Origin of the sequence: Mumia sp. zg.B21, from assembly GCF_019550855.1 — a bacterium.
GTDB lineage: Bacteria > Actinomycetota > Actinomycetes > Propionibacteriales > Nocardioidaceae > Mumia.
The window spans coordinates 1,599,550-1,625,747 of sequence record NZ_JAHWCJ010000001.1 but is presented as its reverse complement, the minus strand read 5'-3'; the positions used below and the strand labels follow the sequence as shown (position 1 = coordinate 1,625,747).

Genomic DNA, 26,198 nt, shown 5'->3' with positions numbered 1-26,198 from the left:
CGACGTTGCGCCGGGCCACCCGCACGGCCCCGCACGGGGCGGTAGGTACGTTCGTTCCATGAGTTCTTCCATCTCTCGGACCGCAACACCGATGGACCAGCTCGCCGACTCATGGTTGGACGAGCTCCTCGGTCTCAACCCCGAGCTCCACGTCGAGCTGGGCCGACCCGGTCGCGAAGGCGACTACACCGATCTCTCGCCGGAGGGGGCCGAGGCCCACGTCGATGCGGTGCGCCGCACGCTCGCGCAGGTCCGTACGACGGAGGTGCGCGACGCGACCGACGAGATCACCCGCGACGAGCTCGTCCGCACCCTCGAGCTCGAGGTCGAGCGTCACGACGCCGGGGAGTGGCAGCGCAACCTCAACGTCATCGCCTCCCCCGCGCAGGCCGTCCGCGAGATCTTCGACCTGATGCCGACGGCGACCGAGGCTGACTGGGACCACGTCGCCAAGCGCCTCGCGAACGTCCCCGCGGCGATCGACGGCTACGTCGCCTCCCTCCGTGCCGGCATCGCGGCGGGCACCATGCCGGCCGTACGGCAGGCGTGGGCGGTCGCCGAGCAGGCGCGCGGCCACGCGGCGCCGGACGGCTACTTCGCGCGCCTGGTCGAATCGTCGACCGCGCCCGACTCGCTGACGGCCGACCTGGAGCGCGGCGCGCGTGCCGCGGCGGAGGCGTACGCCGGGCTCGCCCGGTTCCTCGACGACGAGCTGGCCCCGGCGGCGCCGACCGCCGACGGCGTAGGACGCGAGCGGTACGCCCTCGCCGCCCGCGGCTTCATCGGCGTCGAGGTCGACCTCGAGGAGACCTACGCCTGGGGGGTCGAGGAGCTCGCCCGGATGGTGGCCGAGCAGGAGGCGCTGGCCGACCGGATCCTTCCCGGGGCGAGCGTCATCGAGGCCGTCGCCCACCTCGAGTCCGACACGGACAGACGCCTGAAGGGCACCGACGCCCTCCAGGCCTGGATGCAGACGACCAGCGACCGCGCCGTCGCCGAGCTCGGTGCCACCCACTTCGACATCCCCGAGCCGCTGCGCCGCCTCGAGTGCTGCCTCGCTCCGACGCACGACGGCGGCATCTACTACACCGGCCCGACCGAGGACTTCACGCGGCCGGGGCGGATGTGGTGGGCGGTGCCCGAGGGCGTCACCGAGTTCGACGCCTGGCGCGAGCTGACGACCGTCTACCACGAGGGCGTCCCCGGCCATCACCTCCAGGTGGGTCTCGCGACCTACAACAGCGCCGAGCTGAACGGCTGGCGGCGCCTGAACTGGAACAGCGGGCACGGCGAGGGGTGGGCGCTCTACGCCGAGCGGCTGATGGCCGACCTCGGCTATCTCGACGACCCGGCGGACCGGTTCGGGATGCTCGACGGTCAGCGGATGCGCGCGGCGCGGGTCGTCGTCGACATCGGCGTCCACCTCGGCCTGCCGAAGCCCGACAGGAGCGGACGGTGGACCGGCGACGACGCGCTCCCGTTCATGCTCGAGCACGTCAACATGGACGAGGCGTTCGTCCGCTTCGAGGTCGACCGCTATCTGGGCTGGCCGGGGCAGGCGCCGTCCTACAAGGTCGGTCAGCGTCTCTGGGAGCAGCTCCGCGAGGCATGGGTCGACCAACACGGCGGCCCCGGCGTGGCCGACCTCAAGGAGTTCCACTCGAGGGCGCTCGCGATGGGCAGCGTCGGCCTCGGGACGCTGCGCCGCGCTCTCCTCGGCTGACGGCCCGGAGCCCCAGCGCCTAGGGTCGGCGTCCATGACGACCACCGTCCGCCTCGCGGCCGCCGACGACCGCACCGCCGTCCTCGACCTGCTGCGCGCAGGCCTCCCCGACGACGCGGGCGACGACACCGGCGGTCTGGAGCACCTCCTGTGGGGAGCCCTCGACGACCAGCGTCTGGCGTTCCTCGCCGAGCGCGGCGGTGAGGTCGTCGGGGGAGCCTTCGGCAGTGTCGCCGAGCGCGACGGGACGGTCCGTGCGTACGTGACGGTGGTCGTCGTGGGGGAGGGGCACCGGCGCTCCGGGGTGGGTCGCCTGCTCATGACCGCGCTCGAGGAGGCTGCCGCCGCGCGTGGCGCGACCGGCATCCAGGCGGGCGGGAGCGCCCCTGCGTACTGGTGGCCGGGCGTCGACACCGCGGACGAGGGCACGACCGCGTTCTTCGCCGCGTGCGGCTACGAGCCGCCCGACGGGCCACCGGCGACCAACCTGGACGTCGATCTCGCCACCCACGTCGACCTCGTCCGTGCGGCCACCCCTGCGTCGGTCCCGCTGCGTCGGCTGAGGCTCGAGGAGTGGCCGGCGTTCGAGGCGTGGATGCGCGAGACCTGGGGCGAGACGTGGGCGGCGGAGGCGGGGGCGGCGCTGCTGCGGCAGCCCGTCAGCTGCTTCGTGGCGGTCGAGGACGGCGCCTACCTCGGCTTCGCCGCGTACGACACCAACCGCGCCGGGTGGTTCGGGCCGATGGGCTCCTCGCCTGCGGCACGGGGCAGGGGCATCGGGTCCGCACTCCTGCGTGCGTGCCTGTCGGACTACGTCGATGCCGGACGCACCTCGTGCGAGATCGCCTGGGTGGGACCGGTCGACTTCTACGCCCGGACGGTCGGCGCCGTGCCGGGGCGCACGTTCCTCGCGCTCCGCAAGCCGCTGGACGCGGGCAGCGACGCGTCAGCGTAATGCGGCAAGGCTGCTGACCAGGCGCCCGAACACCTCACCGTCGACCACGGTGCCGCCGTCGCGGAGGGCGAGGACGGCCGCACCCGCGGTGCCGTCCTCGACCAGGTGGGCGGCGCCCGTACGACCGCGCGCGCGCCATGTCTTCTCGACCGCGGTCGAGACCTCCTCCTGCCGGAGCAGCACGCTGCCACCGAGGACGAGCGGACCGTCGACGTCCGGGACGACCGCGGCGGTGATGGTCCTCGCGAGGGCGCCGACAGCCTCGTCCACGATCTGCCGGGCGATCGGGTCCCGGGGATAGGCGAAGGCCAGCGGGGCGAACTGGGCGAGCCGCACCGGTCGCATCGCGTACACGACGTCGACGAGCTGCTGGAGCGCAGGTGCGCGCGGGACGGTCCTGGTCGTCTCCGTCGGGGTGAGGTCGAGCATCCCGAGCAGCGCCGGCGTCATCGGGGTCGAGGGGCCGCGGCCGTCGACGTCGGCGACGACCGCGCGGGCGACCGCGTGGCCGATCCAGAACCCGGACCCCGAGTCACCGAGCAACCACCCCATGCCGTCGACAGCACGCTCGACCTGTCCGCCTCTGACGCGGATCGCGGCGGCGCCGGTGCCGGCGACCATCGCGTAGCCGTCGAGGTCGGGGGTCCCTGCGCAGAACATCGCCAGGAGGTCGGAGCGGAGGGCGAACGGTGCGACCACTCCGCAGGCCCCGAGCGCGTCCCCGATCGCGTCGTTGCTCGGGTCGGCGGGAGGCAGGTGGGTCGCCGCCCCGGCCATCGCGATCGTCACCGACGAGACCGAGGACGCCGCGACACCGGCGGTGCCCAGAGCCCCGCCGACCGCCTCCGCCAGGGACTCAGCGGCCGCGGCGCGGCCGGACGAGACGGGGTTGCCGCCGCCGGACCGGCCATAGCCCAGGGACCGTCCGGACATGTCCACCACGACGGCGCGCGTGGAGGTTCCTCCGGCATCGACAGCGAGCACGACAGACATCGTTATCGATCCGAAACCGCATGTGACATTGACCACACACGCCTGGTGGGAATAGTTTTCAACCGATTTCCAAGTCTCTGAGATGGATTTTCACGGAGAGCAGGCATGGACGCTCGCACAGACACCGCGCCAGGGATGCCGAGCGCGCTCGGGGTGGCCGAGCGGATCCAGGCTAGACGCCCGCAGATGTCGAGCGCCATGGCAAAGATCGCCGCGCTCCTCCTCGAGCAGCCCACCGCGCCGCTGGAGCTCTCCATCACCGAGCTCGCTGCCCGCGCCGGCACCTCGCCCGCGACAGTCACCAGGTTCTGCCGGCTGATCGGCTACTCCGGCTACGTGCCGCTGCGGGTGGGGGTGGCGGCCGACGTGGGACGGGGCGACGTCCAAGCCTCGTGGCACACCGACATCGGGCGGGCGTTCGACCCCGAGGACTCCTCCCACGACATCCTCCACTCCCTCCTGCACGCGCACACCCGCTCGGTCCAGGCGACCGCCAGCTCGGTGGACCTCCCCCAGATCGATCGCATCGCCACCGCGATCGCAGGCTGCCAGCACCTCGACATCTACGGGATCGGTGGCAGCGGGCTGATGGCCGACGAGCTGCAGTCGCGCCTCTACCGGATCGGGATCAACGTCCACGCCTGGTCCGAGGTGCACGCGGGCCTGGCGAGCGCCTCGATCCAGGACGAGCACAGCGTCGCCATCGGGATCTCCAACACCGGACGCACCCTCGAGACCATCCAGATGCTTGCCCAGGCGCACTCGTCGGGCGCGTACGCGGTCGCCCTCACCAACAACCCCGACTCCCCGCTGGCCAGCGTCGCCCACGAGCACGTCGTCGCCGCGGCCCCGGAGGAGTATCTCCAGCCCGATGACCTCTCCGCCAAGCACTCGCAGCTCTTCCTCCTCGACCTGATCTACCTGCTCGTCGCCCAGCAGGACTTCGCGCGGACGACGACCAAGCTTGCAGCCTCCGCGATGGCGGTGCTCCCGCACCGCCGGTCCATCAGGTCCCGAGCCGCCCGATCTGCCCGATCCGCCCGCCCGACCTCCGACAGCACCGGAAGCGAGACGCATGTCTGACACCTCCCAGCAGTTCCTGCACGAGACCACGAGCCGGCTCGAGCAGCTCGCGAGGCTGGCCGACGACGGCGGGCTGGACCCGGCGATCGAGCTGATCACGACCGCGCTCCAGGCCGGCGGGATCGTGCAGGCCTTCGGCACCGGCCACTCGCAGGCGTTCGCGATGGAGATCGCCGGCCGTGCCGGTGGCCTGATCCCCACGGCCAACCTCGCCCTGCGTGACGTCGCCCTGTTCGGCAGCCAGGACGTCTCGGTCCTGAGCGACCCGAAGCTCGAGCGTGACCCGTCGGTCGTCGAGGAGCTGTGGGAGATCACGAAGGCAGATCCGAACGACGTCTTCGTCATCGCCTCCAACTCCGGCGTCAACGGGTCGATCGTCGGCCTCGCCCTGCTGGCCAAGGAGCACGGCAACCCTGTCATCGCGGTGACGAGCATCGAGCACACCTCACGCGTCACCCCCAAGCACCCGAGCGGCAAGCGCCTCAGCGAGGTCGCCGACGTCGTGATCGACAACCTCGCCCCGTACGGAGACACCACACTGACGCTCGACGGCGACATCGGCGTCGGCGCGGTCTCGTCCCTGACCGCCGCGTTCATCGCGCAGCTGCTGACGATCGGCGTCTCCGAGCGCCTCGCGGCAGCCGGCTCGGTGCCGCCCATCTACCTCTCCGCCAACATCCCCGGCGGCGACGACCACAACCACCAGCTCGAGGACCAGTACGGCGACCGGCTCCGGCGCCATGCCTGACACCACACCACCACAGGGAAGGCACTCCAGATGAGTATCGAGAAGAAGACGGTCGACCGGCGCACCCTGCTACGGGGCGCGTTGGCCGCGGCGGCGGTGCTGCCGCTGAGCAGCGCGCTGGCCGCCTGCGCCGGGAGCAGCAACGACTCCGACAACGACAGCTCCACCAAGGGCGGCAAGAAGAGCGAGGACAACCCGTTCGGGATGGCCGCCGACTCGACCACCGACGCGGTGATCTTCGACGGCGGCTACGGCACCGACTACGTCGCCTTCGCGGCGACGATCATGCAGAAGAACCACAAGGGATCGACGGTCAAGGTCTCGCCGACCACCGAGATCTCCCAGGAGCTGCAGCCGCGCTTCGTCGCCGGCGACCCGCCCGACCTGATCGACAACTCCGGCGAGAACTCGATCGGCTTCGCCACGATCCTCGACCAGGTGGAGGACCTCTCCGACGTCCTGGACGCGGAGAACCTCGAGGGGACGAAGATCCGGGACACCCTGTACGAGGGCATCGAGGCGCCCGGCACGTTCGACGGCAAGTTCGCCGCGCTCAACTACGTGATGACGGTGTACGCCGTCTGGTACTCCTCGAGCCTGTTCGAGAAGAACGGGTGGACGCCTCCGAAGACGTGGGACGAGGCCATCGCGCTCGGCGCGGAGGCGAAGAAGGCCGGCAAGTACCTCTTCCTGTGGGGCAAGGAGGCGGCGACCTACTACCAGACGATGGCGATCGGGTCGGCGATCAAGCAGGGCGGCGACGAGGTCCGGCTGGCGCTGGAGAACCTCGAGGCCAACTGCTGGTCGAAGCCGGCGGTGCAGGCGGTCTTCGAGGCCATGGGCACGATCGTGGACCGCGGCTACATGAAGCCCGGCGGTGCGGGCACGCAGTTCACGGCCGCCCAGGCGCAGTGGAGCAACAACCAGGACGCGCTGCTCTACCCGTCCGGGTCCTGGATCGAGAACGAGATGAAGGACCAGACGAAGGCCGGCTTCGACATGAAGGGCTTCCCCGAGATGGTCGTCGACGACAGCTCGGCGATGCCGTGGGAGGCCTTGCACGCTGCGGCAGGTGAGCCGTTCCAGGTGCCGTCGAAGGGCAAGAACGTCCCCGGCGGCAAGGAGCTGTTGCGGACGATGCTCTCGAAGGAGGCGGCGACCAACTTCGCCAAGACCAAGCTGGCGCCGACCATCGTCAAGGACACCGTTCCCGCCGACGGCTTCGGGTCGACCGCCCTCGTGTCGCAGACCGACATGCTCAAGGCGGCGGGCCCGAACGTCTTCACCTGGACGTTCGTCGACCTCTACGGCACCAACGTCGACCAGCTCGTCGTCTGGAACAGCTTCCTCGCGGGCAAGTCGAGCGTGAAGGAGCTGACCTCGCGTCTGCAGGACATCACGGACAAGGTCCGTGAGGACGACTCGATCAAGAAGATCCCCGTCACGTGATCGAGTCCCCTCTGGTCCCCATCGCGGACACCGAGAAGCCGCGCAAGAAGAAGCGGCGGCCCTGGACGTTCGACCGCATCAGCTTCGTGCTGGTGTTCCTCGTGCTGCCGCTCGCGATCTTCTCGGTGTTCGTGGTGTGGCCCTTCGTACAGGCGTTCTGGTACTCCCTGACCGACTGGTCCGGCTTCACGCCCGACATGAACTTCATCGGCCTGGAGAACTACCAGAAGCTGCTCGACGACGACATCTTCATGACGTCGCTGCGCAACAACGTCTACCTGGCGATCGTCGTACCGTTCGTGACCGTCGTGCTGGCGTTCGCACTGGCCACGATGATCACGGTCGGCGGCTCGTCGTACGGAGCAACCCGGGGCCTGAGGGGGTCCAGCTTCTACCGCGTCATCTCGTTCTTCCCGTACACGATCCCGGCGATCGTCATCGGGCTCATCTGGCTGCAGATGTTCGACCCGTCCAACGGGTTGCTCAACGGTGTGCTGACCGGGATCGGGCTGGACGGGTTCGCCTCGTACCCCTGGCTCGGTGACGCGCGTACGGCGATGCCCGCGTCGATGTTCGTCATCATCTGGGGCTTCGTCGGGTTCTACATGGTGCTGTTCGTCGCGGCGATCAAGAGCGTGCCCGGCGAGCTGTACGACGCCGCCCGGATCGACGGCGCGGGTCGCCTGCGTACGGCGTTGTCGGTGACGCTGCCCCTGATCCGGGACAACGTCCAGACGGCGTACATCTATCTAGGCATCCTCGCGCTCGACGCCTTCGTCTACATGGCGGCGCTCAACCCGGGCGGTGGCCCGGAGAACTCGACGCTGGTCATGCCGCAGCGACTGCTTCTCACCGCGTTCGAGAAGGGTCAGTTCGGGCTCGCGAGCGCGATGGGTGTGGTCATGGCGATCGCGACCCTCGTCTTCGCGGCGCTCGTCTTCACCGTGAACCGCCTCGCGGGCGGCCGACAGGAAGGGGTACGGCGATGACGACGAGCACCGAACCGTCACGACAGGAGTCCGTGCGAGAGGTCGCCGCCCCGGCGGGCGGCGCGCCCGGCCGCAAGGCCGATCGCGCGGTCTCGTCGCTCGCCCACATCGTGCTGGGCTTCTGGGCGTTGCTGGTCATCGTCCCGCTGCTGTGGACGCTGCTCTCGTCGTTCAAGACCAGCAACGAGATCTTCTCCTCCCCGTTCTCCTGGCCCGCGACCTGGAGCTTCGACAACTACGTCTCGGCCTGGACGTCGGAGGGCATCGGCCGCTACTTCCTCAACACCGTCGTGGTGGTCGGCACGGCACTGGTGCTCGTCATGCTGCTCGGGTCGATGTGCGCCTACGTGCTCGCGCGCTACACCTTCCCCGGCAACCGCCTGATCTACTACATGATGCTGGCCGGGCTGACGTTCCCGGTGTTCCTGGCGATCGTGCCGCTGTTCTTCGTGCTCAAGGGCTTCGGTGTCCTCAACACGCTGCCGGGGCTGATCATCACCTACGTCGCCTTCGCCCTCCCGTTCACCGTCTTCTTCCTCTACCCGTTCTTCCGGGTGCTGCCCGAGGAGATCGCCGAGGCGGCGGAGATCGACGGTGCGGGGGAGTGGCGGAAGTTCTTCCAGGTCATGCTCCCGATGGCCAAGCCGGGCATCGCGTCGGTGGCGATCTTCAACTTCCTCGGGCTGTGGAACCAGTTCTTGCTGCCGGTCGCGCTCAACACCAACCGGGACAACTACGTCCTGTCGCAGGGGATGGCGGCGTTCGCCTCGCGGGCGGGCTACAACACCGACTACGGCCGGCTCTTCGCGGCCGTCGTGATCACCATCGTCCCGGTCCTGATCGTGTACGTGATCTTCCAGCGCCAGCTCCAGGGGTCGGTGTCGCAGGGGGCGAGCAAGTAGCGGCTTCGTCGTCCGCCGGACCGGCGGAGACCGCTACAGTCACGCCGTGATCGCCCACCTCCCGAGCGCATTGCGCCGTCGCGTCGTCCTCGGTGTCGTCGCCGCGCTCCTCGCCGGGTCGGGTGCCCTCGCCGGGGCGGCCGTCGGCATCCACCACAGCGTCTGGATGCAGGTGCGGGCGGAGCGCCTGGCAGTGACGGAGCCCCGGGCGACGGCCACCTACCTCGGTTCCGCCGACTCGGGGTCGGGGACGGGAATCACCTTCTCGCTCGCCGACGACGAGCACGCGCGCCTGGCCGGCGGGCGCGTCGTGTCGCTGTGGCGGCCGGAGTTCCCGGTCAGCGAGGTGGCTCCAGACCTCAACGAGAAGGTCGAGGTCGTCGTGTTTCCCGGTCAGGATCGGGCCGTCCTTGCCGCCGAGCTCCCCGACGCCGAGTACGCGGTCTGGCAGCGAGGCGTCGACTGGGTCACCCGCGTCCCGCGAGCGTCGCTGTTCTTCGGGCTGCTCTTGGGCATCTGGGTCGGCGCGGTCCGGCTCGCGCTCGGGTTCACGCCGCGTGCCCTGCCCTCGCTCCTGCGCGGCCGCGACGGCGTCGACGCGGTGGTGGTCGACTGGGCACGGCTGGCGAAGCCGGACGAGGCCCTCGTCAGCGTGGCGGTCGGTGACGTGACCCACCAGTGGACGACCAGGGTCGGGTCCGACGCTCCTCCTCGGCTCGGCGACACCCTGAGGATGGTCGGCCGGGTCCGCGACGGCGGGTGGGTCCTGGCCTGGACGGACGAGTCGCGGCTGCTCCCGACCGGCCCGCTGCACACACCGGACGCCGAGGTCGTACGCACCTAGGCTGGGCCGCGTGGTGGATCCACGGGCCGGCTCGCCGGGAGAGCCGAAGGAGCTGGTCGATCTCGACACGCTCGCCACGGCGTACGACGGAAGTGGCGGACGTTCTTCCAGGTGATGCTGCCTGCCGATGGCCAGGCCGGGCATCGCCTCGGTGGCGATCTTCAACTTCCTGGGCCTGTGGAACCAGTTCTTGCTGCCGGTCGCTCTCAACACCAATCGGGACAACTACGTCCTGTCGCAGGGGATGGCGGCGTTCGCCTCTCGGTGTCCCAGGGGGCGAGCAAGTAGCGGCTTCGTCGTCCGCCGGACCGGCGGAGACCGCTACAGTCACGCCGTGATCGCCCACCTCCCGAGCGCACTGCGCCGTCGCGTCGTCCTCGGTGTCGTCGCCGCGCTCCTCGCCGGGTCGGGCGTCCTCGGGGCCGCCGCCGTCGGTGCCCACAGCGTCTGGATGCAGGCGCGGGCCGAGGCTCTCGTCGGCTCGGAGCCACACGTCGCCGCTCGCTACCACTCCGACGACACGGTCCGCCTCCAGGACGGTCGCGACGTGGAGCTGTGGCGGACTATGACGGCGCACCAAGCCAGTCCGAACGACGGCGGCAAGGTCCGGGTCGTCCTCCTCCCTGCCGACGACCGGGCGTTCCTCGTCGATGACGTCCCGCCCGCGGACTATCCTCTCGTTCTCCGTGCGATCGACTGGCTGTGGTTCCTCGCCTTCGACGGCGCGCGGTTCTTCGGACTCGCGCTCCTGCTCGCCTACGGCGTCGTGCGGCTCGCGCTCGGGTTCACGCCGTTGGCGCTCGCCTCGCTCCTGCGCGGCCGCGACCGCGTCGACACGGTCGCGGTCGACTGGGTACGGCTGGCGAAGCCGGACGAGGCCCTCGTCAGCGTGGCGGTCGGTGACGTGACCCACCAGTGGAGGACGAGGGTCGGGTCCGGCGCCCCTCCTCGTCTCGGCGACACCCTGCGGATCGTCGGACGCGTCCACGAGGGCGGGTGGGTCGTGGGGTGGACGGACGAGTCCCGGCTGCTCCCGACCAGGCCGCTGCACACATCGGACGCGGAGGTCGTCCGCACCTAGCCGGCGCGATGGACGCACGAGAACACGTGGACGCCAGGCACCCGTGCAGCCGTCCGCCAGGTCGAGCGTCTTGCCCCAGCCGTTCCAGACCGGAACTGCCGGGTCACACCCTGGGGGCACCGAGAAGGCGTCGCGGTCGCGCGCTGCGGATCCCGACCACGGTGAGCCCGACGGTGAAGACGGCGGTCAACCTACCCATATGCTCACTCCGCTCGGAAGGCGTCCCATGGGAAAGAACAAGTACGAAAAAGGTACGTCGGTCATCGAAGACGGGATGACCGACGGGAAATACACGTGAGTCGCTCCAGCTCTCTGGTGATCGCGCTCGTGTGGACGGCGCTGCTCTGGGTCGGGCGAGACCGCCTACCTGACATGGTGTGGACCTTCCTCCTGCTGTTGGCCGTCTTCTGGGTGGCGCGAGCGGGGGCACGGGTTCTGGAAGGGGTCGTCGGCCAGGCCCCGCAGCCTGCGGGGCCGGTCACGGTGTATGTCGACGACTGGGGTGATCGGCCGGAGGAGGTCGTGCAGGAGGCGCGGCGCCTCGGCTGCGATCTGCACCCGAGGATTCTCGAGCGGAATGGCCGGACCCGCGTCGCGGTCGCGATCCGCATCTCCGAGGAGACGGCGAGCACGCTCGCGGCCAGTCTGCGGGCGGTGGGCGCGGACGTGTCGCTGCGCTGGCGCGGCCGGCGCGGACCGCGCTTTTCCCCAAGCGGTTCGTGAGTGGCCCTGTCGCTCCTCCCACTGGAGGAAATGGATGGTCTGGGCGTCGAGGCCATCGGCCGATCGCGTGACTGAGACCGGGGCCTGCCCTCACCTCTAGGCTGAGCCGCATGGTGGATCCACGCGCCGGCTCGCCGGCAGAGCCGAAGGACCTGGTCGATCTCGACGCGCTCGCCACGGCGTACTACGACCGGACCCCCGACCCCGACGATCCGGCGCAGCAGGTGTCGTTCGGCACCAGCGGACATCGGGGCTCGAGTCTCGACGGCGCCTTCAACGAGGCCCACATCCTGGCCACGACGCAGGCGATCGTCGAGCACCGCGCGCACGCGGGCATCGCTGGCCCGATCCTGGTCGGCAGGGACACCCACGCCCTCTCGCACCCGGCGTGGCAGACCGCGCTCGAGGTGCTGATCGGCAACGACGTGGTCACCCTCGTCGACGCCGAGAACGGCTTCACCCCGACGCCGGCGGTGTCGCACGCGATCCTGCGGCTCAACGGTCTCGGAGCTCACGGGCAGGTCGACGGCATCGTCGTCACGCCGTCGCACAACCCGCCGCGCGACGGTGGCTTCAAGTACAACCCGCCCCACGGCGGCCCAGCCGGGTCCGACATCACCGGCTGGATCCAGGACCGTGCCAACGAGCTCCTCCGCGACGGGCTCCGCGGGGTGAGGCGCGCCAGCACCGACGAGACCCGCGACCGTGTCGAGACATACGACTTCCTGACCCACTACGTCAACGACCTCGGATCGATCGTCGACCTGGAGGCGATCGCCTCGGCCGGCGTACGGATCGGAGCCGACCCGCTCGGCGGTGCCTCGGTCGGCTACTGGGGGCGGATCGGCGAGGAGTACGGGCTCGATCTCGTGGTGGTCAACTCCACCGTGGACCCGCAGTGGGGGTTCATGACGCTCGACCACGACGGCAAGATCCGGATGGACTGCTCCTCGCCGCACGCGATGGCGTCACTGGTCGCACAGCGCGAGCGCTACGACGTGGCGACCGGCAACGACGCGGACGCCGACCGGCACGGCATCGTCACCCCCGACGCCGGCCTGATGAACCCCAACCACTACCTGGCGGTCGCCGTCGCCTACCTCACCGAGCACCGTGACTGGGACGCCGCGGCCGCGGTCGGCAAGACCGTGGTCTCCTCCCGCATGATCGACCGCGTCGTCGCGGACGCGGGTCGGGCGCTGTACGAGGTGCCGGTCGGCTTCAAGTGGTTCGTCGACCCGCTGCTGGCGGGGTCAGCCGTCTTCGGTGGCGAGGAGAGCGCAGGCGCGTCGTTCCTGCGCAAGGACGGCTCGGTGTGGACGACGGACAAGGACGGCATCGTGCTCGCCCTGCTGGCCGCCGAGATCCAGGCCGTGACAGGGCGGAGCGCGAGCCAGCACTACGCCGGACTGACCGCGCGTCACGGTGACCCGGCCTACGCCCGGGTCGACTCTCCGGCGACCCGCGAGGAGAAGAAGCGTCTCGCTGCCCTCGATCCGGACGCGATCACCGCGTCTGAGGTCGCCGGAGACCCGATCACACGCGTGCTCTCCCACGCGCCCGGCAACGATGCGGCAATCGGCGGCATCAAGGTGGAGACGGAGCAGTCGTGGTTCGCGGCCCGACCCTCGGGCACGGAGGACGTCTACAAGATCTATGCAGAGTCCTTCCGGGGACCCGAGCACCTGGCCGAGGTCCAAGATGCAGCAAAAGCCGTGGTGAGCGAGGCTCTGACGTAGAGTGCGCAGCACGGTCGGCAACTGTCGCTGACCTGCGACGACGCTGGTCTGCGAGAACGCATCAGGGGGACGACGTGGGGCTCGGGCACGAGGGACGCGCGGTGTCGCCGAGGCGCCTGCGCTGGCGCCGTACGGCGCCGCTGCTCGCCGCCGGCGCCTTGACGCTGACCGGCGTCTCCGCCGTCCACGCCGACGAGGTCCCGAGCGCGGAGGCCGTCGCGCAGGCCCAGCAGAACGTCGTCGCCAAGGGCGACCAGGTGGCGGCGATCCGGTCGCGCATCGCCGCGGCGACCAAGCGGGTCGACGACCTGGCGGTGCGAGCGGCCGAGGCGGCAGAGAAGGACAACGGCGCCCAGTACGCCCTCAGGAAGGCCGAGCACGCCGCGAAGGCCGCGCAGGCTGCCGCCAGGACCGCCGCCACGGCCGCCGAGCAGGAGCGTCTCGCCGTCGAGCGGCAGGCTGTGGGTGGGATCGCCGCACGCGCGCCGTACAACCGGCTCCGCAGCTTCTTCTCCGACGACGGGCCGAGCTCGCTGCTGCACCAGCTCGCGGCGTACGACTCCGTCGGGGACGCGAGTCGTGCCGCGCTCGCGACGTACGAGTCCAAGCAGGCGGTCGCCATCGCGCTGAAGCGCCGCGCAGACGTCGCCGTCGCCGCGCGCGAGACCGCCGCCGACGCCGCGAGGGCGGCGAAGCAGGAGGCCCAGAAGGCCGTGGCCGCCGCCGCGGCGGCGCGGGCATCGCTCCAGCGCGACCGCGACCAGCTCATCCGCGAGCTCGCACACGCCGAAGGCATCTCCGTCACCGTGGCCAGCAAGCGCCAGCGGGCGCTGGAGAAGCTGGCCCAGGCCGCTCAGGAGCAGGCCAACCGTCCACCCGCTGCTGCCCCCTCGCTGCCGCCGACCGTCGACGAGCCGCCCGCGGCCGTCCCGGCGCCCGCGCCAGGCCCGGCGCCCGCGCCGCAGCCAGGAGCCACGCCCCCCAAGCGGGCGAAGGGCGTGGAGGCCGCGGTCCAGTTCGCGCTCGCCCAGGTCGGTGAGCCCTACGTGTGGGCGGGCGCCGGCCCGAACGCCTGGGACTGCTCGGGTCTGACGATGCGAGCCTGGCAGGCCGCGGGCAAGAGCCTGCCGCACTTCAGCGGCGCCCAGTACGCGTCGTCGACGCCGATCGCGCTGTCCGACGCGCGCCGCGGCGACCTGCTCTTCTGGAGTCGCGGAGGCCCCGACTCCATCCACCACGTCGCGCTCTACCTCGGCGACGGCTGGATGGTCGAGGCGCCGCGACCGGGCAAGAGCGTGCAGGTCGTGTCGGTCTACTCCTGGACCGGGCCGGACCTCGCCGCCCGCATCCGCTGAGGTCGGGCGGCAGACACTCTCCCTCCGCACCGGTCGCGAGAACGACGAAGGCCGCCGACCCCGTCAGGGATCAGCGGCCTCCGTGCAGTCTCAGCGGACGATCAGTGCTCGCCGTCCTCGTCGTGGGCAGGCTGCTCGTGGACGCGCTTGAACGACGCCTCCACCTCCAGCTCCGCCTCGCGACGGCCGACCCACTCGGCGCCCTCGACGGACTTGCCGGGCTCGAGATCCTTGTAGACCTCGAAGAAGTGCTGGATCTCCAGCCGGTCGAACTCGGGGACGTGACGGATGTCCTGCAGGTGCTCCTGGCGGGGATCGCCGACGGGTACGCAGAGGACCTTGTCGTCGCCACCGGCCTCGTCGGTCATCCGGAACATGCCGATCGCGCGGCAGCGGATCAGGCAGCCGGGGAACGTCGGCGCGGAGAGCAGGACGAGTGCGTCGAGCGGGTCGGTGTCCTGGCCGAGGGTGTTCTCGATGAAGCCGTAGTCGGCCGGATACTGCGTGGAGGTGAACAGGGTGCGGTCCAGCCGGATCCGCCCGGTCTTGTGATCGACCTCGTACTTGTTGCGTACGCCCTTGGGGATCTCGACCGTGACGTCGAATTCCAGCACTGTTCCTCCATTGGTTCTCGGCGACCGGCTCGTGCGCGGGTGTCCGGGCCGGTCCGACCCGACACGCACGGCGTGTCTAGTGTCTCGTACGTGCGCAAGACGGCAGGACACCGGGTGATCGACTGTGACGTGGGCAACACCACGTGCCGGCCGTGACCGCACGTCTCACCGTGGTCGCGACGACCGACCTGCACGGGCAGGTGCGCGATTTCGACTACGGCACCGACGCCCCGTACGCCGACGTCTACGGCAACGGCATCGGACTCGCTCGGGTCGCCTCGGTCGTCGAGCGCATCCGCGCGGACGCCCCTGGCGCCCTGCTCGTGGACGCGGGCGACCTGCTCGAGGGGAGTGCGCTCGCGCACCACTACTCCGGCCGCCTCCGCGACGACGACCCGCCGCTCCACCCGATGGCCGCGGCGATGAACTACCTCCGCTACGACGCCGTGACGCTCGGCAACCACGAGCTCGACTACGGTGTCGCCGCGCTCACCAGGTTGCGCGAGCAGCTCGACGCGCCGCTCCTCGCCGGCAACGTCCGCGACGCCGCGACCGGGGTCCCCGCCTTCGAGGGAGGCCTGGTCCGGGACGTCCCGCTCGCGGGCGGCGCGGTGGTCCGCGTCGGGATCATCGGTCTCACGACTCCCCAGGTGACGACGTGGAACCGCGACGTCGCGGCGCAGCTCCGGTTCGACGACCTCGTGACCGCTGCCGGACCGTTGGTCGACGATGTGCGCGGGCGTGGTGCGGACGTCGTCGTCGCCGTCGTCCACTCCGGCATCGTCGAGCCGGCGACCCGCGAGAACGCCGCCGTCGCGCTGGCCCGCGAGGTCTCGGGGATCGACGTGATCGTGGCGGGGCACGCGCACGTCGAGGTCGCCGAACACCGCGAACGCGGGCCGGACGGCCGTACGGTGGTGCTGACCGAGCCGCTCTGCTGGGGGATGCGCGTCGCCGTCGTCGAGCTCGACCTCACCGTCCGAGGCGGCCGCTGGTGCGTCCTGGACTCGCGGGCACGCCTCGTCGACACCGCGCGATCCCCCGAGGACCCGGCCGTGGTCTCGCTGGTCGAGCCGCAGCACACCCACGTCCGGGCCCTGGGCGCGCAGATCGTCGGGCACGCGGTCACAGCCGTCGATGCCGAGCCGGCGCGCTATCGAGCCACCGACGCACTCGCGCTCGTCGCCCGCGCCCAGGCCGAGGGCGCCCGTCGCCGAGCAGATGCCGACGTGCCCCTCATCAGCCTCGTGAGCCCCACGAGCCGCCACGCATCCATCGCGGTCGGCCCGGTACGCCGCCGTCAGGTGGCGGCGCTCTGCACCTTCGACAGCGGCATCGTGGTGGTCGCCCTGGACGGACGGCGCCTGAGGGCGCACCTCGAGCACGCCGCCGCCTTCTTCCACGGCGTGACGACCGCCGGGGATCACGACCCCGACACGCTCACGAACGCGCCCACCCCTCGTACGCCGCTGGGGACGCCGGACTTCGACTACGACGTCGCCTACGGGATCGACGCACCGGTGACCTACGACATCGACCTCGCGCGGCCCGTCGGCCGGCGGATCACGGGGCTGTCGTACGACGGCGCGCCCCTCGCCGACGACCAGCCGCTGCACGTGGTGGTGAGCCGATACCGCGCCTCGGGTGCGGCGGCGTACCCCGACGTCGCCGAGGCGCCGGTCGTCCACGAGGTCTGCGACTCACTGCGGACGCTGGTGGAGCGCCACCTCGCGGCGGGTGCGGCGTACGCCTCGACGCACGCGCACTGGCGGCTGGTGCACGCCGGGACGCCACTGACGTTCGCCCCCGCCGGATAGGCTCGTCCGCATGCGATCGCGCACTTCCGAGGCCGGCCGGGCGTGGCCCTACCTGCTGCTCGCGGTCGTGCTGCTGATCGCCGGTGGCGGAGTCGCGGCGTACGGCCTGGGCTACCTCGACCGGTGGGTCTGCGAGGACGGCACCTGCGAGGCACGCCAGCCGGAGCGGGCCGCGGTCCCCGACACCCCGCCCGCGCCCGCCCTCCGACCGGTCCTCGCTGCCGCACCGGACCCCGGGCTGGACGCCGCCGCGGTCCAGAAGGCGGTCGGCCCGCTCCTCGGACGCAAGGCGCTCGGCTCTCACGTCGGGTTCGCCGTCTCCGACCTGTCGACGGGCAAGCAGGTGTGGTCCTCGGGCACCGGCACCTTCGCGCCCGCGTCGACGCTGAAGCTCTTCACCGCGTTGGCGGCGGTGACGTCGATCGGCGCCGAGCACCGCTTCCGCACGACGGTCCTGCACGACACGACCGGCACCGGCACCGGAGGGTCGGTCACCCCCGGCACCGCCGCCCCGCCGGCGACCGACGCACCGTCGCCGGCACCCGCCCGCATCGTCCTGGTCGGCGGCGGCGACCCCTACCTGGCCGCTACGTCCGGCCCCGAGGCCCGTGGGTCGTACCCGCAGCAGGCGTCACTCGCCCAGCTCGCCCGCCGGACCGCCGCCGCGCTGAAGGCCGACGGCGTCACGGAGGTCTCGCTGGGGTATGACCCGTCGCTCTTCACCGGTCCGGCGGTCAGTCCGGCGTGGGAGCCGACCTACATCACCTCGTTCGTCACCACCCCGGTCAGCGCCCTGTGGGTCGATCAGGGCAGGGAAGGATGGCGACGCAGCGCCAAGCCGGACCGTCAGGCGGCGCAGGTCTTCGCCCGGCAGCTGAGGGCCCGCGGCATCGCCGTCTCGACGGTCGCGAAGGCAGCACGGCCGGTGGAGTCGGAGGAGCTCGCTGCGATCACCAGCGCGACGGTGGCACAGATCGTCCAGTCGGTCATCGAGAACAGCGACAACCAGGCGGCCGAGGTCCTGCTGCGCCACATCGCGCTCGCCGAAGACCAGCCGGCGAGCTTCGCGGGAGGCGTGAAGGCGGTCGAGTCCGTGCTGAGCGGTCTGGGGATCCCGTGGCAGGGCAACACCGTCTACGACGGCAGCGGCCTCGCACGCGGCAACCGGGTCACCCTCGCGTCGATGCTCGCGGTGGTCACCTCGGGCTCGGAGCTGTTCGACCGCTATCCCGTCGCCGGTTTCAACGGCTCCCTCGCCGCGCGGTTCACCGCGACCGGGACGGAGCCCGCGCTCGGTGCCGTCCGCGCCAAGACCGGCACGCTGAGCGGCGTCCACAGCCTGGCGGGCACGACGACGACGCGTGACGGCACTCCCGTCGGGTTCGTCCTGATGACCGACCGGGTCCCGGTCCCGAAGACGCTCGACGCGCGCACGACCCTGGACCGGATCACCGCCCGGCTGTCGGCCTGCACCTGCGCTAGCGGCTGACCGCCGCGGCGACCGCGTCGGCGACCTCGGTCGTGCGCGCCGTCCCGCCGAGGTCCGGTGTCCGGGTCGCGGGCGAGCGGACCGTGGATCGCACCGCGGCCAGGAGGTCGGCCCCGGCTTCCTCGTGACCGAGGTGGTCGAGCATCATCGCCGCGGACCACAGAGCGCCGACCGGGTCGGCGACTCCCCGGCCCGCGATGTCGGGAGCCGAGCCGTGCACCGGCTCGAACATCGAGGGGAACGTCCGGGTCGGGTCGAGGTTCGCCGACGGCGCGACGCCGATGCTGCCTGCCACCGCGGCCGCGAGGTCGCTGAGGATGTCGCCGAAGAGGTTGGAGCCCACGATCACGTCGAACCGCCCGGGCTCGAGCACGAGCTTCGCGGCGAGCGCGTCGATGTGCTCGGCATCCCAGCGCACGTCGCCGAACCGTTCGGCACGTTCGGCCACCACCTCGTCCCAGAACGGGAGCGTGTGCACGATGCCGTTGCTCTTGGTCGCCGACGTGAGGTAGCCGCTGCGGGCACGGGCGAGCTCGAAGGCATAGTCCACGACGCGCGTCACGCCCGCACGCGTGAACACCGACTCCTGCACCGCCATCTCGTCGGGGAAGCCCCGGTTGTGCCGGCCACCGATCTCGCTGTACTCGCCCTCGACGTTCTCGCGGACCACCACCAGGTCGACGTCACCGGCGCGGACGTCGCGCAGCGGACTGTCGACGCCGTCGAGCACCGCCACCGGGCGCAGGTTCACGTACTGCCGGAAGGTCCGCCGGATCGGGATGAGCAACCCCCACAGCGACACGTGGTCGGGAACACCGGGCCACCCGACGGCGCCCAGCAGGATCGCGTCGTACGGCTGGAGCAGGTCCAGCCCGTCCGCGGGCATCATCGCGCCCTGCTCCAGATAGCGGCGGCACGACCAGTCGAAGGTGTCGTACGCGAGGTCCAGCCCGTGCGACCGTGCGACCGCGTCGAGCGCCGTGCGGGTGGCGCTGATGACCTCCGGCCCGATCCCGTCGCCCGGGATCACCGCGATCTGCTGCGTCATCGTCGGCTCAGGTGCCCAGCCCGAGCACCGAGATCATCAACGGCAGGATGACGATGATGAGGATCGCGCCGATGACGTCGAACGAGATGCCCGAACGGATCATCCGCGTGATCGGGACCACGCCGGAGCCGTAGACGATCGCGTTCTGCGGCGTCGACACCGGGAGCATGAAGCCGAACGACGCCGCGAACGTCGCCGCCAGCGCGGGGACGAACGGGTTCACGTCGGCCGCCATCGCGATCGGAATGATGATCGGGACCACGACCGCCGCCGACGCCGTGTTGCTCGTGGTCTCCGAGACCGCGATCGCGAGCACCACCGCGAAGGCGGTGAGGAGGACCGCGCTGCTCAGACCCAGCCAGTTGTAGGCCCCGTTGCCGATCGTCTCGGCCAGGCCGGTCGAGGCGAGCAGCGATCCGAAGATGATGCCGGTGCCGAAGAGGACGACGGTGCCCCAGTCGATCTTGGTGGCGTCGCTCCAGCGGAGGGTGAACTCACGGTTGGCCCAGTCGGTGGGCAGCAGGAACAGCAGCGAGGCGCCCAGCACCGCGACGACGCCCTCGTCGAGGCGGTCGGAGACTGTCTCGTACGTCCCCGACTCGGTGCCGGCCACCAGCGCCACGATGCCCGGCAGGATCCACAGCGAGACGGTGACGACAAAGGCGAGGAGGGTGTTCTTCTCCGCGCGCGAGAGGGGACCGAGCTCGGCCTTCTCGGCGCGGACCCACTCGTCGACGCCCTCCAGGCGCTTGATCTCGGGCCGGTTCACCAGGAGGAGGACGACGGCCAGCGCGACGAACATCAGGGCGCAGACCGGGATCGCGAGCAGCATCCAGTCGAGGAACGCGATGGTCTCCCCGGTCGCCTCCTCGATCAGGCCGCGGCCGATGAGGTTGGGCGGGGACCCGACCGGGGTCAGCAGCCCACCGACGCTCGCGCCGTAGGCCAGCATCAGCATCAGCGCCGCGCCGACCCGGAGCCGCAGGGGATCGAAGTCCTCCTCGACGATGCCTTGGGACTGCATGAGCTTCGCGATGACGGTCAGGATGCCGATGGCCGTCGGGAGCAGCATCGCCACCGTGGCGGTGTTGGAGACGAAGGCCGAGAGCAGACAGGTGATGGCGCCGAACGCGATGATGACCCGCGTCGTGGACGTCCCCACGCCGGGCAGGTTGAGCACGAACATCGCGAACCGCTTCGCCAGCCCGTGCTTGAGCATCGCCTGGGCGAGGATGAAGGCACCGATGAACGTGAAGACGGTCGACGAACCGAACGGCGCCAGCGCGTCGTCAGCCGGGACGACGCCGATCAGCACGATCGCGGCGATGCCGATGAAGCCGCCGACCGGGATCGGGACCGCCTCGGTGACCCACAGGATCACGACGCCGACGAGGACCGCGGCCAGCTTGTGCTGCTGGTCGGGGAGGTCGAACGGGATCAGCAGCATGACGATCGTGGCGAGCGGCGCGAGCGCGAGACCGGAGGTGCGTCGCGCCTTCTCGAACCGCTCCTCCTGCGGTGACAGGCGTTGCTCGCCGAGACTGCGGTAGGTGGCGCTCCCGAGGAATGCCTGGTCCACGTCGGTGGTGTTCGAACCAGGCTCGCGGTCGACGGTGCTCATGGCATCTCTCCTGGGGTCGGCAGGGCGTCGTCGGTACGCAGTCGGTGTTACCGGGATCACACTGTCACAAAACGTCTCCCTTCGTGAGTGAGGACAGCCGCGTAGGCTCGGCGCATGACGCAGAGCATGATCGACTGGGACTTCGCGCTCGCCACGGCCGTACGCATGACGCGTACGGGCCCGGAGGTCGCCGGCGCCGAGGCAGCTGACGCCGTCGCCGAGCTGCGTGAGGGGGCGGCCCGCTCGGAGGGTTCGGTCCGGGAGTTCACAGGGCTGTCCGCGACCGCGGCCAGCGCCCCGATCCTGGTCGTCGACCGGCCGGGATGGATCGCGGCCAACGTCGCGTCCTTCGAGGTCGTGCTCGCTCCGATGCTGACGAAGGCGTCGCGTGCGGCGGCCGACCGCGGGCAGACGCCAGGCCGGATCGGTCGCTCCGTGGGCTCTCGGATCACCGGGGCCGAGCTCGGGGCCGCGCTCGCGTTCCTCTCCACCAAGGTCCTCGGTCAGTTCGACCCGTTCTTCACCGCTCCCGCCGGCGCCGACGGGGTGCCGGTCGGCGGCCGCCTCCTCCTGGTGGCGCCCAACGTCGTCCACGTCGAGCGCGAGCTTGACGTCGACCCGCACGACTTCCGCCTGTGGGTGTGCCTGCACGAGGAGACCCACCGGGTCCAGTTCACCGCCGTGCCGTGGATGCGTGCGCACGTCCAGGGGCTGATCGACCAGCTCGTCGACGCCACCGACATGGACCCCGAGGGTGTCTCGCGGTCGCTCGGCGAGCTCGGCAAGGCGGCCGGCCGGATGGTCAAGGGCGAGCGCGTCTCCCTGATCGAGGTGCTCCAGAACGACCAGCAGCGTGAAGTGGTGGACAAGGTGACCGGCGTCATGTCGCTGCTCGAGGGACACGCCGACGTCGTCATGGACGGCGTCGGCCCGTCGGTGATCCCCTCGGTCGCGCAGATCCGCAAGCGCTTCGAGAAGCGGCGCGGGAGCGGTGGGCCGCTGGACCGCATCGTGCGCCAGGTCCTCGGGCTCGACGCCAAGATGCGTCAGTACCGCGACGGCGCCGCGTTCGTCCGTACGGTCGAGAAGCAGGTCGGGCGCGACGGCTTCGACGCGGTGTGGGCGGCGCCCGAGAACCTCCCGTCCGCGGCCGAGATCGAGAAGCCCGATCTCTGGGTCGCGCGGGTCCACGGCTGAGGGCGTCCCCGTGGAGGGCGCGCCGCGCGGGAAGGGTCGGCTCGACGCGGCGGTCGCCCGCGGACGACGTGCGGTCGCCGATGCTCTCGACGACCTCGCCCCGGGCACGGGGGTCCTCCTCGGGGTGTCGGGGGGAGCCGACTCGCTCGCGCTGGCGGCGCTGACCGCGTTCGTCGCGCCCCGTCGAGGCCTCTGCGCGCGTGCTCTGGTCGTCGACCACGGGCTTCAGGAGGGTTCGGCGAGCGTGGCTCGCGACGCCGCGGACGTCGTACGGCAGCTCGGGCTGGAGGCGGACGTGGAGGCGGTCGAGGTGGGTCGCTCCGGTGGGCAGGAGTCCGCCGCCCGGTCCGCGCGCCGTGCTGCGCTCGCATCGTCTGCGCACCGGCACGGGTGCGCAGCCGTCCTGCTGGCGCACACGCGTGACGACCAGGCCGAGACCGTGCTGCTCGGGCTCGCCCGAGGGTCCGGCGCGCGTTCGCTGGCGGGCATGGCGCCCCGCGCCGACCCGTGGCGGCGTCCGCTCCTCACGCTCACGCGCGCCGACACCGAGGCGGTCTGCCGTGCCTCGGGGATGACCTGGTGGGACGACCCGCACAACGGGGACGAGCGGTACGCCCGGGTGCGCGTGCGGCACGACGTGCTGCCGGTCGTCGAGAGGGCCCTCGGCCCCGGCATCAGCGGGGCGCTGGCGCGCAGCGCCGACCTGCTCCGTGACGACGCCGACCTGCTCGACGGTCTGGCCGTCCACGCACGTCAGGAGGTCTCGCGGCCCGACGGCGGTCTGGACGTCGCCGGCCTGGCCGCGCTGCCCCGGGCGATGCGGACTCGCGTCCTGCGCGCTGTCGCCATCGACGCCGGCTGCCCGGCGGGAGACCTCACGGCCGCCCACGTCGCCGACGTCGAGGGTCTCGTCACGCGGTGGCGGGGCCAGGGCGGCCCGGCGCTGCCGGGCGGGGTCGCTGTGATCCGCGCCGCAGGCGCCCTGGAGTTCCGGAGGCCGAGCACCTGCGGCTGAGCCGTCTGTGTCACGCTGGTCACGTGGACGCATCGCAGATCGAGGGCGACCTCGCGCTCGACCAGACCTTCATCTCCGAGGCCGACATCCAGGCCCGGCTTCGTGAGCTCGCCGCCGAGGTGACGCGCGACTACGAGGGGCAGCAGCTGCTCCTCGTCGGCGTCCTCAAGGGCGCAGTGATGGTCATGGCCGACCTCGCGCGGGCTCTCGACCGCGACGTCGAGATGGACTGGATGGCCGTCTCCTCGTACGGCTCGGGCACGACGTCGTCGGGCGTCGTCCGGATCCTCAAGGACCTCGACACCGATCTCACCGACCGCCACGTGCTGATCGTGGAGGACATCATCGACTCCGGTCTGACCCTGTCGTGGCTCACCTCCAACCTGCGCTCGCGCAAGCCGGCGTCGGTGGAGATCTGCACCCTGCTGCGCAAGCCGGAGGCCCTGAAGATGGCCGTCGACGTGAAGTACGTCGGGTTCGACATCCCCAACGCCTTCGTCGTGGGATACGGCCTGGACTACGACGAGCGCTACCGCAACCTGCGCGACATCGCCACCCTGGCGCCGCACGTCTACTCCTCCTGACGCACCTCCTCGCCCCGTGTGCGGGGTAGTCCGGGACACGTGATCGGCCGTTCTGGGAACATGAGCCAGGGTGCCGATCGTTGAAGCACCTGGGGACACGAGTCGTCCGGCCGCCGTGGTCGAGGCGTGTAACGTCGTTCACCGTACGCATCCCTACGCAGGAGGAGCGAGGCGCGGCCTCGGATCATGGACGTCAAACGCATCTTCAAGGGCCCGTGGCTCTGGATCATCATCAGTGTCATCGCGGTGCTCGCGCTGCTCCAGATCGTGTCGTCGAACAACGGCTACCAAGAGGTCAAGACCGCGACCATGGTCCGTTACTTCGAGCAGGGCAAGGTCTCGGAGGCCACGTTCGTCGGGGCCGGTGACAACGAGATCCGTGCCACGCTCGACGACGACAAGAAGGTGCGCGCCAACTGGCTCGGCAACCAGGGCAACCAGCTGCGCAAGCTCGCCGACCAGAGCGTCTCCGACAAGGAGATGAAGACGTACGACGTGCAGATCCCCAAGCCGAGCTTCCTCGGCAACCTGCTGGGCCTCCTGCTCCCGTTCGCGCTGATCTTCCTCCTCTTCATCTTCCTGATGAACTCCATGCAGGGCGGCGGCGGCCGCGTGATGCAGTTCGGCAAGTCCAAGGCCAAGCTCATCGCCAAGGACACGCCTCAGACGACCTTCGCCGACGTCGCCGGGGCCGACGAGGCGGTGGAGGAGCTCGGCGAGATCAAGGAGTTCCTCTCCGACCCGCAGAAGTTCCAGGCGGTCGGCGCCAAGATCCCCAAGGGCGTCCTCCTCTACGGTCCGCCCGGCACCGGCAAGACGCTCCTCGCGCGTGCCGTGGCCGGCGAGGCGGCGGTGCCGTTCTACTCGATCTCCGGCTCCGACTTCGTCGAGATGTTCGTCGGCGTCGGCGCGAGCCGTGTCCGCGACCTGTTCGAGCAGGCCAAGGAGAATGCTCCCGCGATCGTCTTCATCGACGAGATCGACGCCGTCGGTCGTCACCGTGGTGCCGGTCTCGGCGGCGGTCACGACGAGCGCGAGCAGACCCTCAACCAGCTTCTGGTCGAGATGGACGGCTTCGACGTGCGGGGTGGCGTCATCCTCATCGCGGCGACCAACCGTCCCGACGTGCTCGATCCCGCGCTCCTGCGCCCCGGACGCTTCGACCGCCAGATCGCCGTCGAGGCCCCCGACCTCAAGGGCCGTCTGCAGATCCTCACGGTGCACTCCCGCGGCAAGCCGCTGGCTGCCGACGTCGACCTCCAGTCCGTCGCGCGACGCACGCCCGGCTTCTCCGGCGCCGACCTCGCCAACGTGCTCAACGAGGCGGCTCTGCTCACCGCGCGCCAGTCCGACGCCCTGATCGACAACGCGACGCTCGACGAGGCGATCGACCGGGTCGTCGCCGGTCCGCAGAAGCGCACCCGCCTGATGAGCGAGCACGAGCGCAAGATCACCGCCTACCACGAGGGCGGGCACGCTCTCGTCGCCGCGGCACTCCCCGGCAGCGACCCGGTGCACAAGATCACGATCCTTCCGCGTGGCCGTGCCCTGGGTTACACGATGGTGCTGCCGGACGAGGACAAGTACAGCCAGACGCGGGCAGAGATGCTCGACGCGCTCGCGTACATGATGGGCGGCCGTGCCGCCGAGGAGCTCGTCTTCCACAATCCGACCACCGGTGCGGCCAACGACATCGAGAAGGCGACGAACCTCGCCCGCGCGATGGTGACGCAGTACGGCATGACCGAGCGGATCGGCGCGGTCCGTCTCGGCGAGAACAACTCCGAGCCGTTCCTCGGTCGCGACATCGGGCACTCGCGCAACTACTCCGAGGAGCTTGCGGCGATCGTCGACGAAGAGGTGACCAAGTTCATCTCGTTCGCCCACCAGGAGGCGTTCGACATCCTCGCCGACAACCGCGACGTGCTCGACGCCCTGGTCCTCGAGCTCCTCGAGCGCGAGACGCTCGACAAGGAGTCGGTCGCGCGCATCTTCGAGCCGCTGCGTCGTCGTCCGCCGCGTCCTCCCTGGACCGGCTCGGAGACGCGCAAGCCCTCCACGCTCCCACCGGTGATCTCGCCCAAGGAGATCAACGGCCACGAGCCGGAGCGTGACTCGGAGGAGGGCACGATCGTGCTCGCCCCGGGTCAGGGTGGGACCGACATCCACGGCCCGGGTGCCGACCCGACGGGAGGCACTCCCGAGCCGCCGTCTCCCGGAGACCGCTGA

The 26,198-nt window shown here is 70.9% G+C and carries 22 protein-coding genes; 18 read left to right on the top strand and 4 right to left on the bottom strand.

What is annotated here, in order from left to right; genetic code table 11:
* Nucleotides 1-58: 58 nt before the first annotated feature.
* Together KV100_RS07840 and KV100_RS07835 are read left to right on the top strand one after the other, a co-directional pair.
* Nucleotides 59-1,723, top strand: a complete 1,665-nt coding sequence (locus tag KV100_RS07840; RefSeq protein WP_220342276.1) for a DUF885 domain-containing protein — start codon at nucleotides 59-61, stop codon at nucleotides 1,721-1,723.
* Nucleotides 1,724-1,757: 34 nt separating this feature from the next.
* Nucleotides 1,758-2,678 carry a GNAT family N-acetyltransferase gene (locus KV100_RS07835; RefSeq protein WP_220342275.1) on the top strand — a complete coding sequence of 307 codons (921 nt, stop codon included), beginning with the start codon at nucleotides 1,758-1,760 and terminating at the stop codon, nucleotides 2,676-2,678.
* Here KV100_RS07835 and KV100_RS07830 read toward each other — a convergent pair.
* The gene (locus KV100_RS07830; RefSeq protein WP_220342274.1) at nucleotides 2,670-3,671 is read right to left on the bottom strand and encodes an N-acetylglucosamine kinase; all 1,002 of its coding nucleotides are present in this window, start codon (nucleotides 3,669-3,671) and stop codon (nucleotides 2,670-2,672) included. The genes KV100_RS07835 and KV100_RS07830 overlap by 9 nt on opposite strands.
* 105 nt (nucleotides 3,672-3,776) lie before the next feature.
* Between KV100_RS07830 and KV100_RS07825 the strand changes: the two genes are divergently transcribed.
* From KV100_RS07825 to KV100_RS07780, 10 genes are all read left to right on the top strand, one after another.
* Entirely contained in the window at nucleotides 3,777-4,754 is a 978-nt protein-coding gene (locus tag KV100_RS07825; protein WP_220342273.1) for a MurR/RpiR family transcriptional regulator, read from the top strand.
* Nucleotides 4,747-5,502: a sugar isomerase domain-containing protein gene (locus KV100_RS07820; RefSeq protein WP_220342272.1), complete on the top strand. Its 756-nt coding sequence runs from the start codon at nucleotides 4,747-4,749 to the stop codon at nucleotides 5,500-5,502. The genes KV100_RS07825 and KV100_RS07820 overlap by 8 nt, the downstream gene beginning before the upstream one ends.
* Nucleotides 5,503-5,532: 30 nt before the next feature.
* Entirely contained in the window at nucleotides 5,533-6,951 is a 1,419-nt protein-coding gene (ngcE, locus tag KV100_RS07815) for an N-acetylglucosamine/diacetylchitobiose ABC transporter substrate-binding protein (RefSeq protein ID WP_220342271.1), read from the top strand.
* A complete protein-coding gene (locus KV100_RS07810; protein ID WP_220342270.1) occupies nucleotides 6,948-7,940 on the top strand; it encodes a carbohydrate ABC transporter permease in 993 nt (330 codons plus the stop codon). The genes ngcE and KV100_RS07810 overlap by 4 nt, the downstream gene beginning before the upstream one ends.
* The gene (locus KV100_RS07805) at nucleotides 7,937-8,842 is read left to right on the top strand and encodes a carbohydrate ABC transporter permease (RefSeq protein WP_220342269.1); all 906 of its coding nucleotides are present in this window, start codon (nucleotides 7,937-7,939) and stop codon (nucleotides 8,840-8,842) included. Before KV100_RS07810 ends, KV100_RS07805 begins: the two co-directional genes overlap by 4 nt.
* A gap of 46 nt (nucleotides 8,843-8,888) precedes the next feature.
* Complete coding sequence (locus KV100_RS07800; RefSeq protein ID WP_220342268.1) at nucleotides 8,889-9,686, top strand: hypothetical protein; 798 nt, start codon at nucleotides 8,889-8,891, stop codon at nucleotides 9,684-9,686.
* Between the two features lie 127 nt (nucleotides 9,687-9,813).
* Nucleotides 9,814-10,767, top strand: a complete 954-nt coding sequence (locus KV100_RS20130) for a hypothetical protein (RefSeq protein ID WP_308291384.1) — start codon at nucleotides 9,814-9,816, stop codon at nucleotides 10,765-10,767.
* Nucleotides 10,768-11,082: 315 nt separating this feature from the next.
* Entirely contained in the window at nucleotides 11,083-11,490 is a 408-nt protein-coding gene (locus tag KV100_RS07790; protein ID WP_220342267.1) for a hypothetical protein, read from the top strand.
* Between the two features lie 110 nt (nucleotides 11,491-11,600).
* Nucleotides 11,601-13,229 (top strand): phosphoglucomutase (alpha-D-glucose-1,6-bisphosphate-dependent), encoded by a 1,629-nt coding sequence (gene pgm, locus KV100_RS07785; RefSeq protein WP_220342266.1) that lies wholly within the window; start codon nucleotides 11,601-11,603, stop codon nucleotides 13,227-13,229.
* 74 nt (nucleotides 13,230-13,303) lie between these two features.
* On the top strand, nucleotides 13,304-14,584 hold the full coding sequence (locus tag KV100_RS07780; protein WP_220342265.1) for a C40 family peptidase: 1,281 nt from the start codon (nucleotides 13,304-13,306) through the stop codon (nucleotides 14,582-14,584).
* A 101-nt stretch (nucleotides 14,585-14,685) separates the two neighbouring features.
* On the opposite strand, the gene KV100_RS07775 is transcribed toward KV100_RS07780, so the two are convergent.
* Nucleotides 14,686-15,195 (bottom strand): inorganic diphosphatase, encoded by a 510-nt coding sequence (locus KV100_RS07775; RefSeq protein ID WP_220342560.1) that lies wholly within the window; start codon nucleotides 15,193-15,195, stop codon nucleotides 14,686-14,688.
* A 155-nt stretch (nucleotides 15,196-15,350) separates the two neighbouring features.
* On the opposite strand from KV100_RS07775, the gene KV100_RS20125 reads away from it, so the two are divergent.
* Together KV100_RS20125 and dacB are read left to right on the top strand one after the other, a co-directional pair.
* Nucleotides 15,351-17,015 carry a bifunctional UDP-sugar hydrolase/5'-nucleotidase gene (locus KV100_RS20125; RefSeq protein ID WP_220342264.1) on the top strand — a complete coding sequence of 555 codons (1,665 nt, stop codon included), beginning with the start codon at nucleotides 15,351-15,353 and terminating at the stop codon, nucleotides 17,013-17,015.
* A 10-nt stretch (nucleotides 17,016-17,025) separates the two neighbouring features.
* Complete coding sequence (gene dacB, locus KV100_RS07765; protein WP_220342263.1) at nucleotides 17,026-18,504, top strand: D-alanyl-D-alanine carboxypeptidase/D-alanyl-D-alanine-endopeptidase; 1,479 nt, start codon at nucleotides 17,026-17,028, stop codon at nucleotides 18,502-18,504.
* Here dacB and KV100_RS07760 read toward each other — a convergent pair.
* Together KV100_RS07760 and KV100_RS07755 are read right to left on the bottom strand one after the other, a co-directional pair.
* A complete protein-coding gene (locus KV100_RS07760; protein ID WP_220342262.1) occupies nucleotides 18,494-19,552 on the bottom strand; it encodes a tartrate dehydrogenase in 1,059 nt (352 codons plus the stop codon). The genes dacB and KV100_RS07760 overlap by 11 nt on opposite strands.
* Before the next feature lie 7 nt (nucleotides 19,553-19,559).
* Nucleotides 19,560-21,173 (bottom strand): DASS family sodium-coupled anion symporter, encoded by a 1,614-nt coding sequence (locus tag KV100_RS07755; RefSeq protein ID WP_220342261.1) that lies wholly within the window; start codon nucleotides 21,171-21,173, stop codon nucleotides 19,560-19,562.
* Between the two features lie 114 nt (nucleotides 21,174-21,287).
* On the opposite strand from KV100_RS07755, the gene KV100_RS07750 reads away from it, so the two are divergent.
* The 4 genes from KV100_RS07750 (at nucleotide 21,288) to ftsH (ending at nucleotide 26,198) form a co-directional block, all read left to right on the top strand.
* Nucleotides 21,288-22,370 carry a zinc-dependent metalloprotease gene (locus tag KV100_RS07750; RefSeq protein WP_255558998.1) on the top strand — a complete coding sequence of 361 codons (1,083 nt, stop codon included), beginning with the start codon at nucleotides 21,288-21,290 and terminating at the stop codon, nucleotides 22,368-22,370.
* Nucleotides 22,371-22,380: 10 nt separating this feature from the next.
* Complete coding sequence (gene tilS, locus KV100_RS20120; protein ID WP_220342260.1) at nucleotides 22,381-23,385, top strand: tRNA lysidine(34) synthetase TilS; 1,005 nt, start codon at nucleotides 22,381-22,383, stop codon at nucleotides 23,383-23,385.
* Between the two features lie 23 nt (nucleotides 23,386-23,408).
* Complete coding sequence (gene hpt, locus KV100_RS07740; RefSeq protein ID WP_220342259.1) at nucleotides 23,409-23,969, top strand: hypoxanthine phosphoribosyltransferase; 561 nt, start codon at nucleotides 23,409-23,411, stop codon at nucleotides 23,967-23,969.
* 186 nt (nucleotides 23,970-24,155) lie between these two features.
* Nucleotides 24,156-26,198, top strand: a complete 2,043-nt coding sequence (gene ftsH / locus KV100_RS07735; protein ID WP_220342258.1) for an ATP-dependent zinc metalloprotease FtsH — start codon at nucleotides 24,156-24,158, stop codon at nucleotides 26,196-26,198.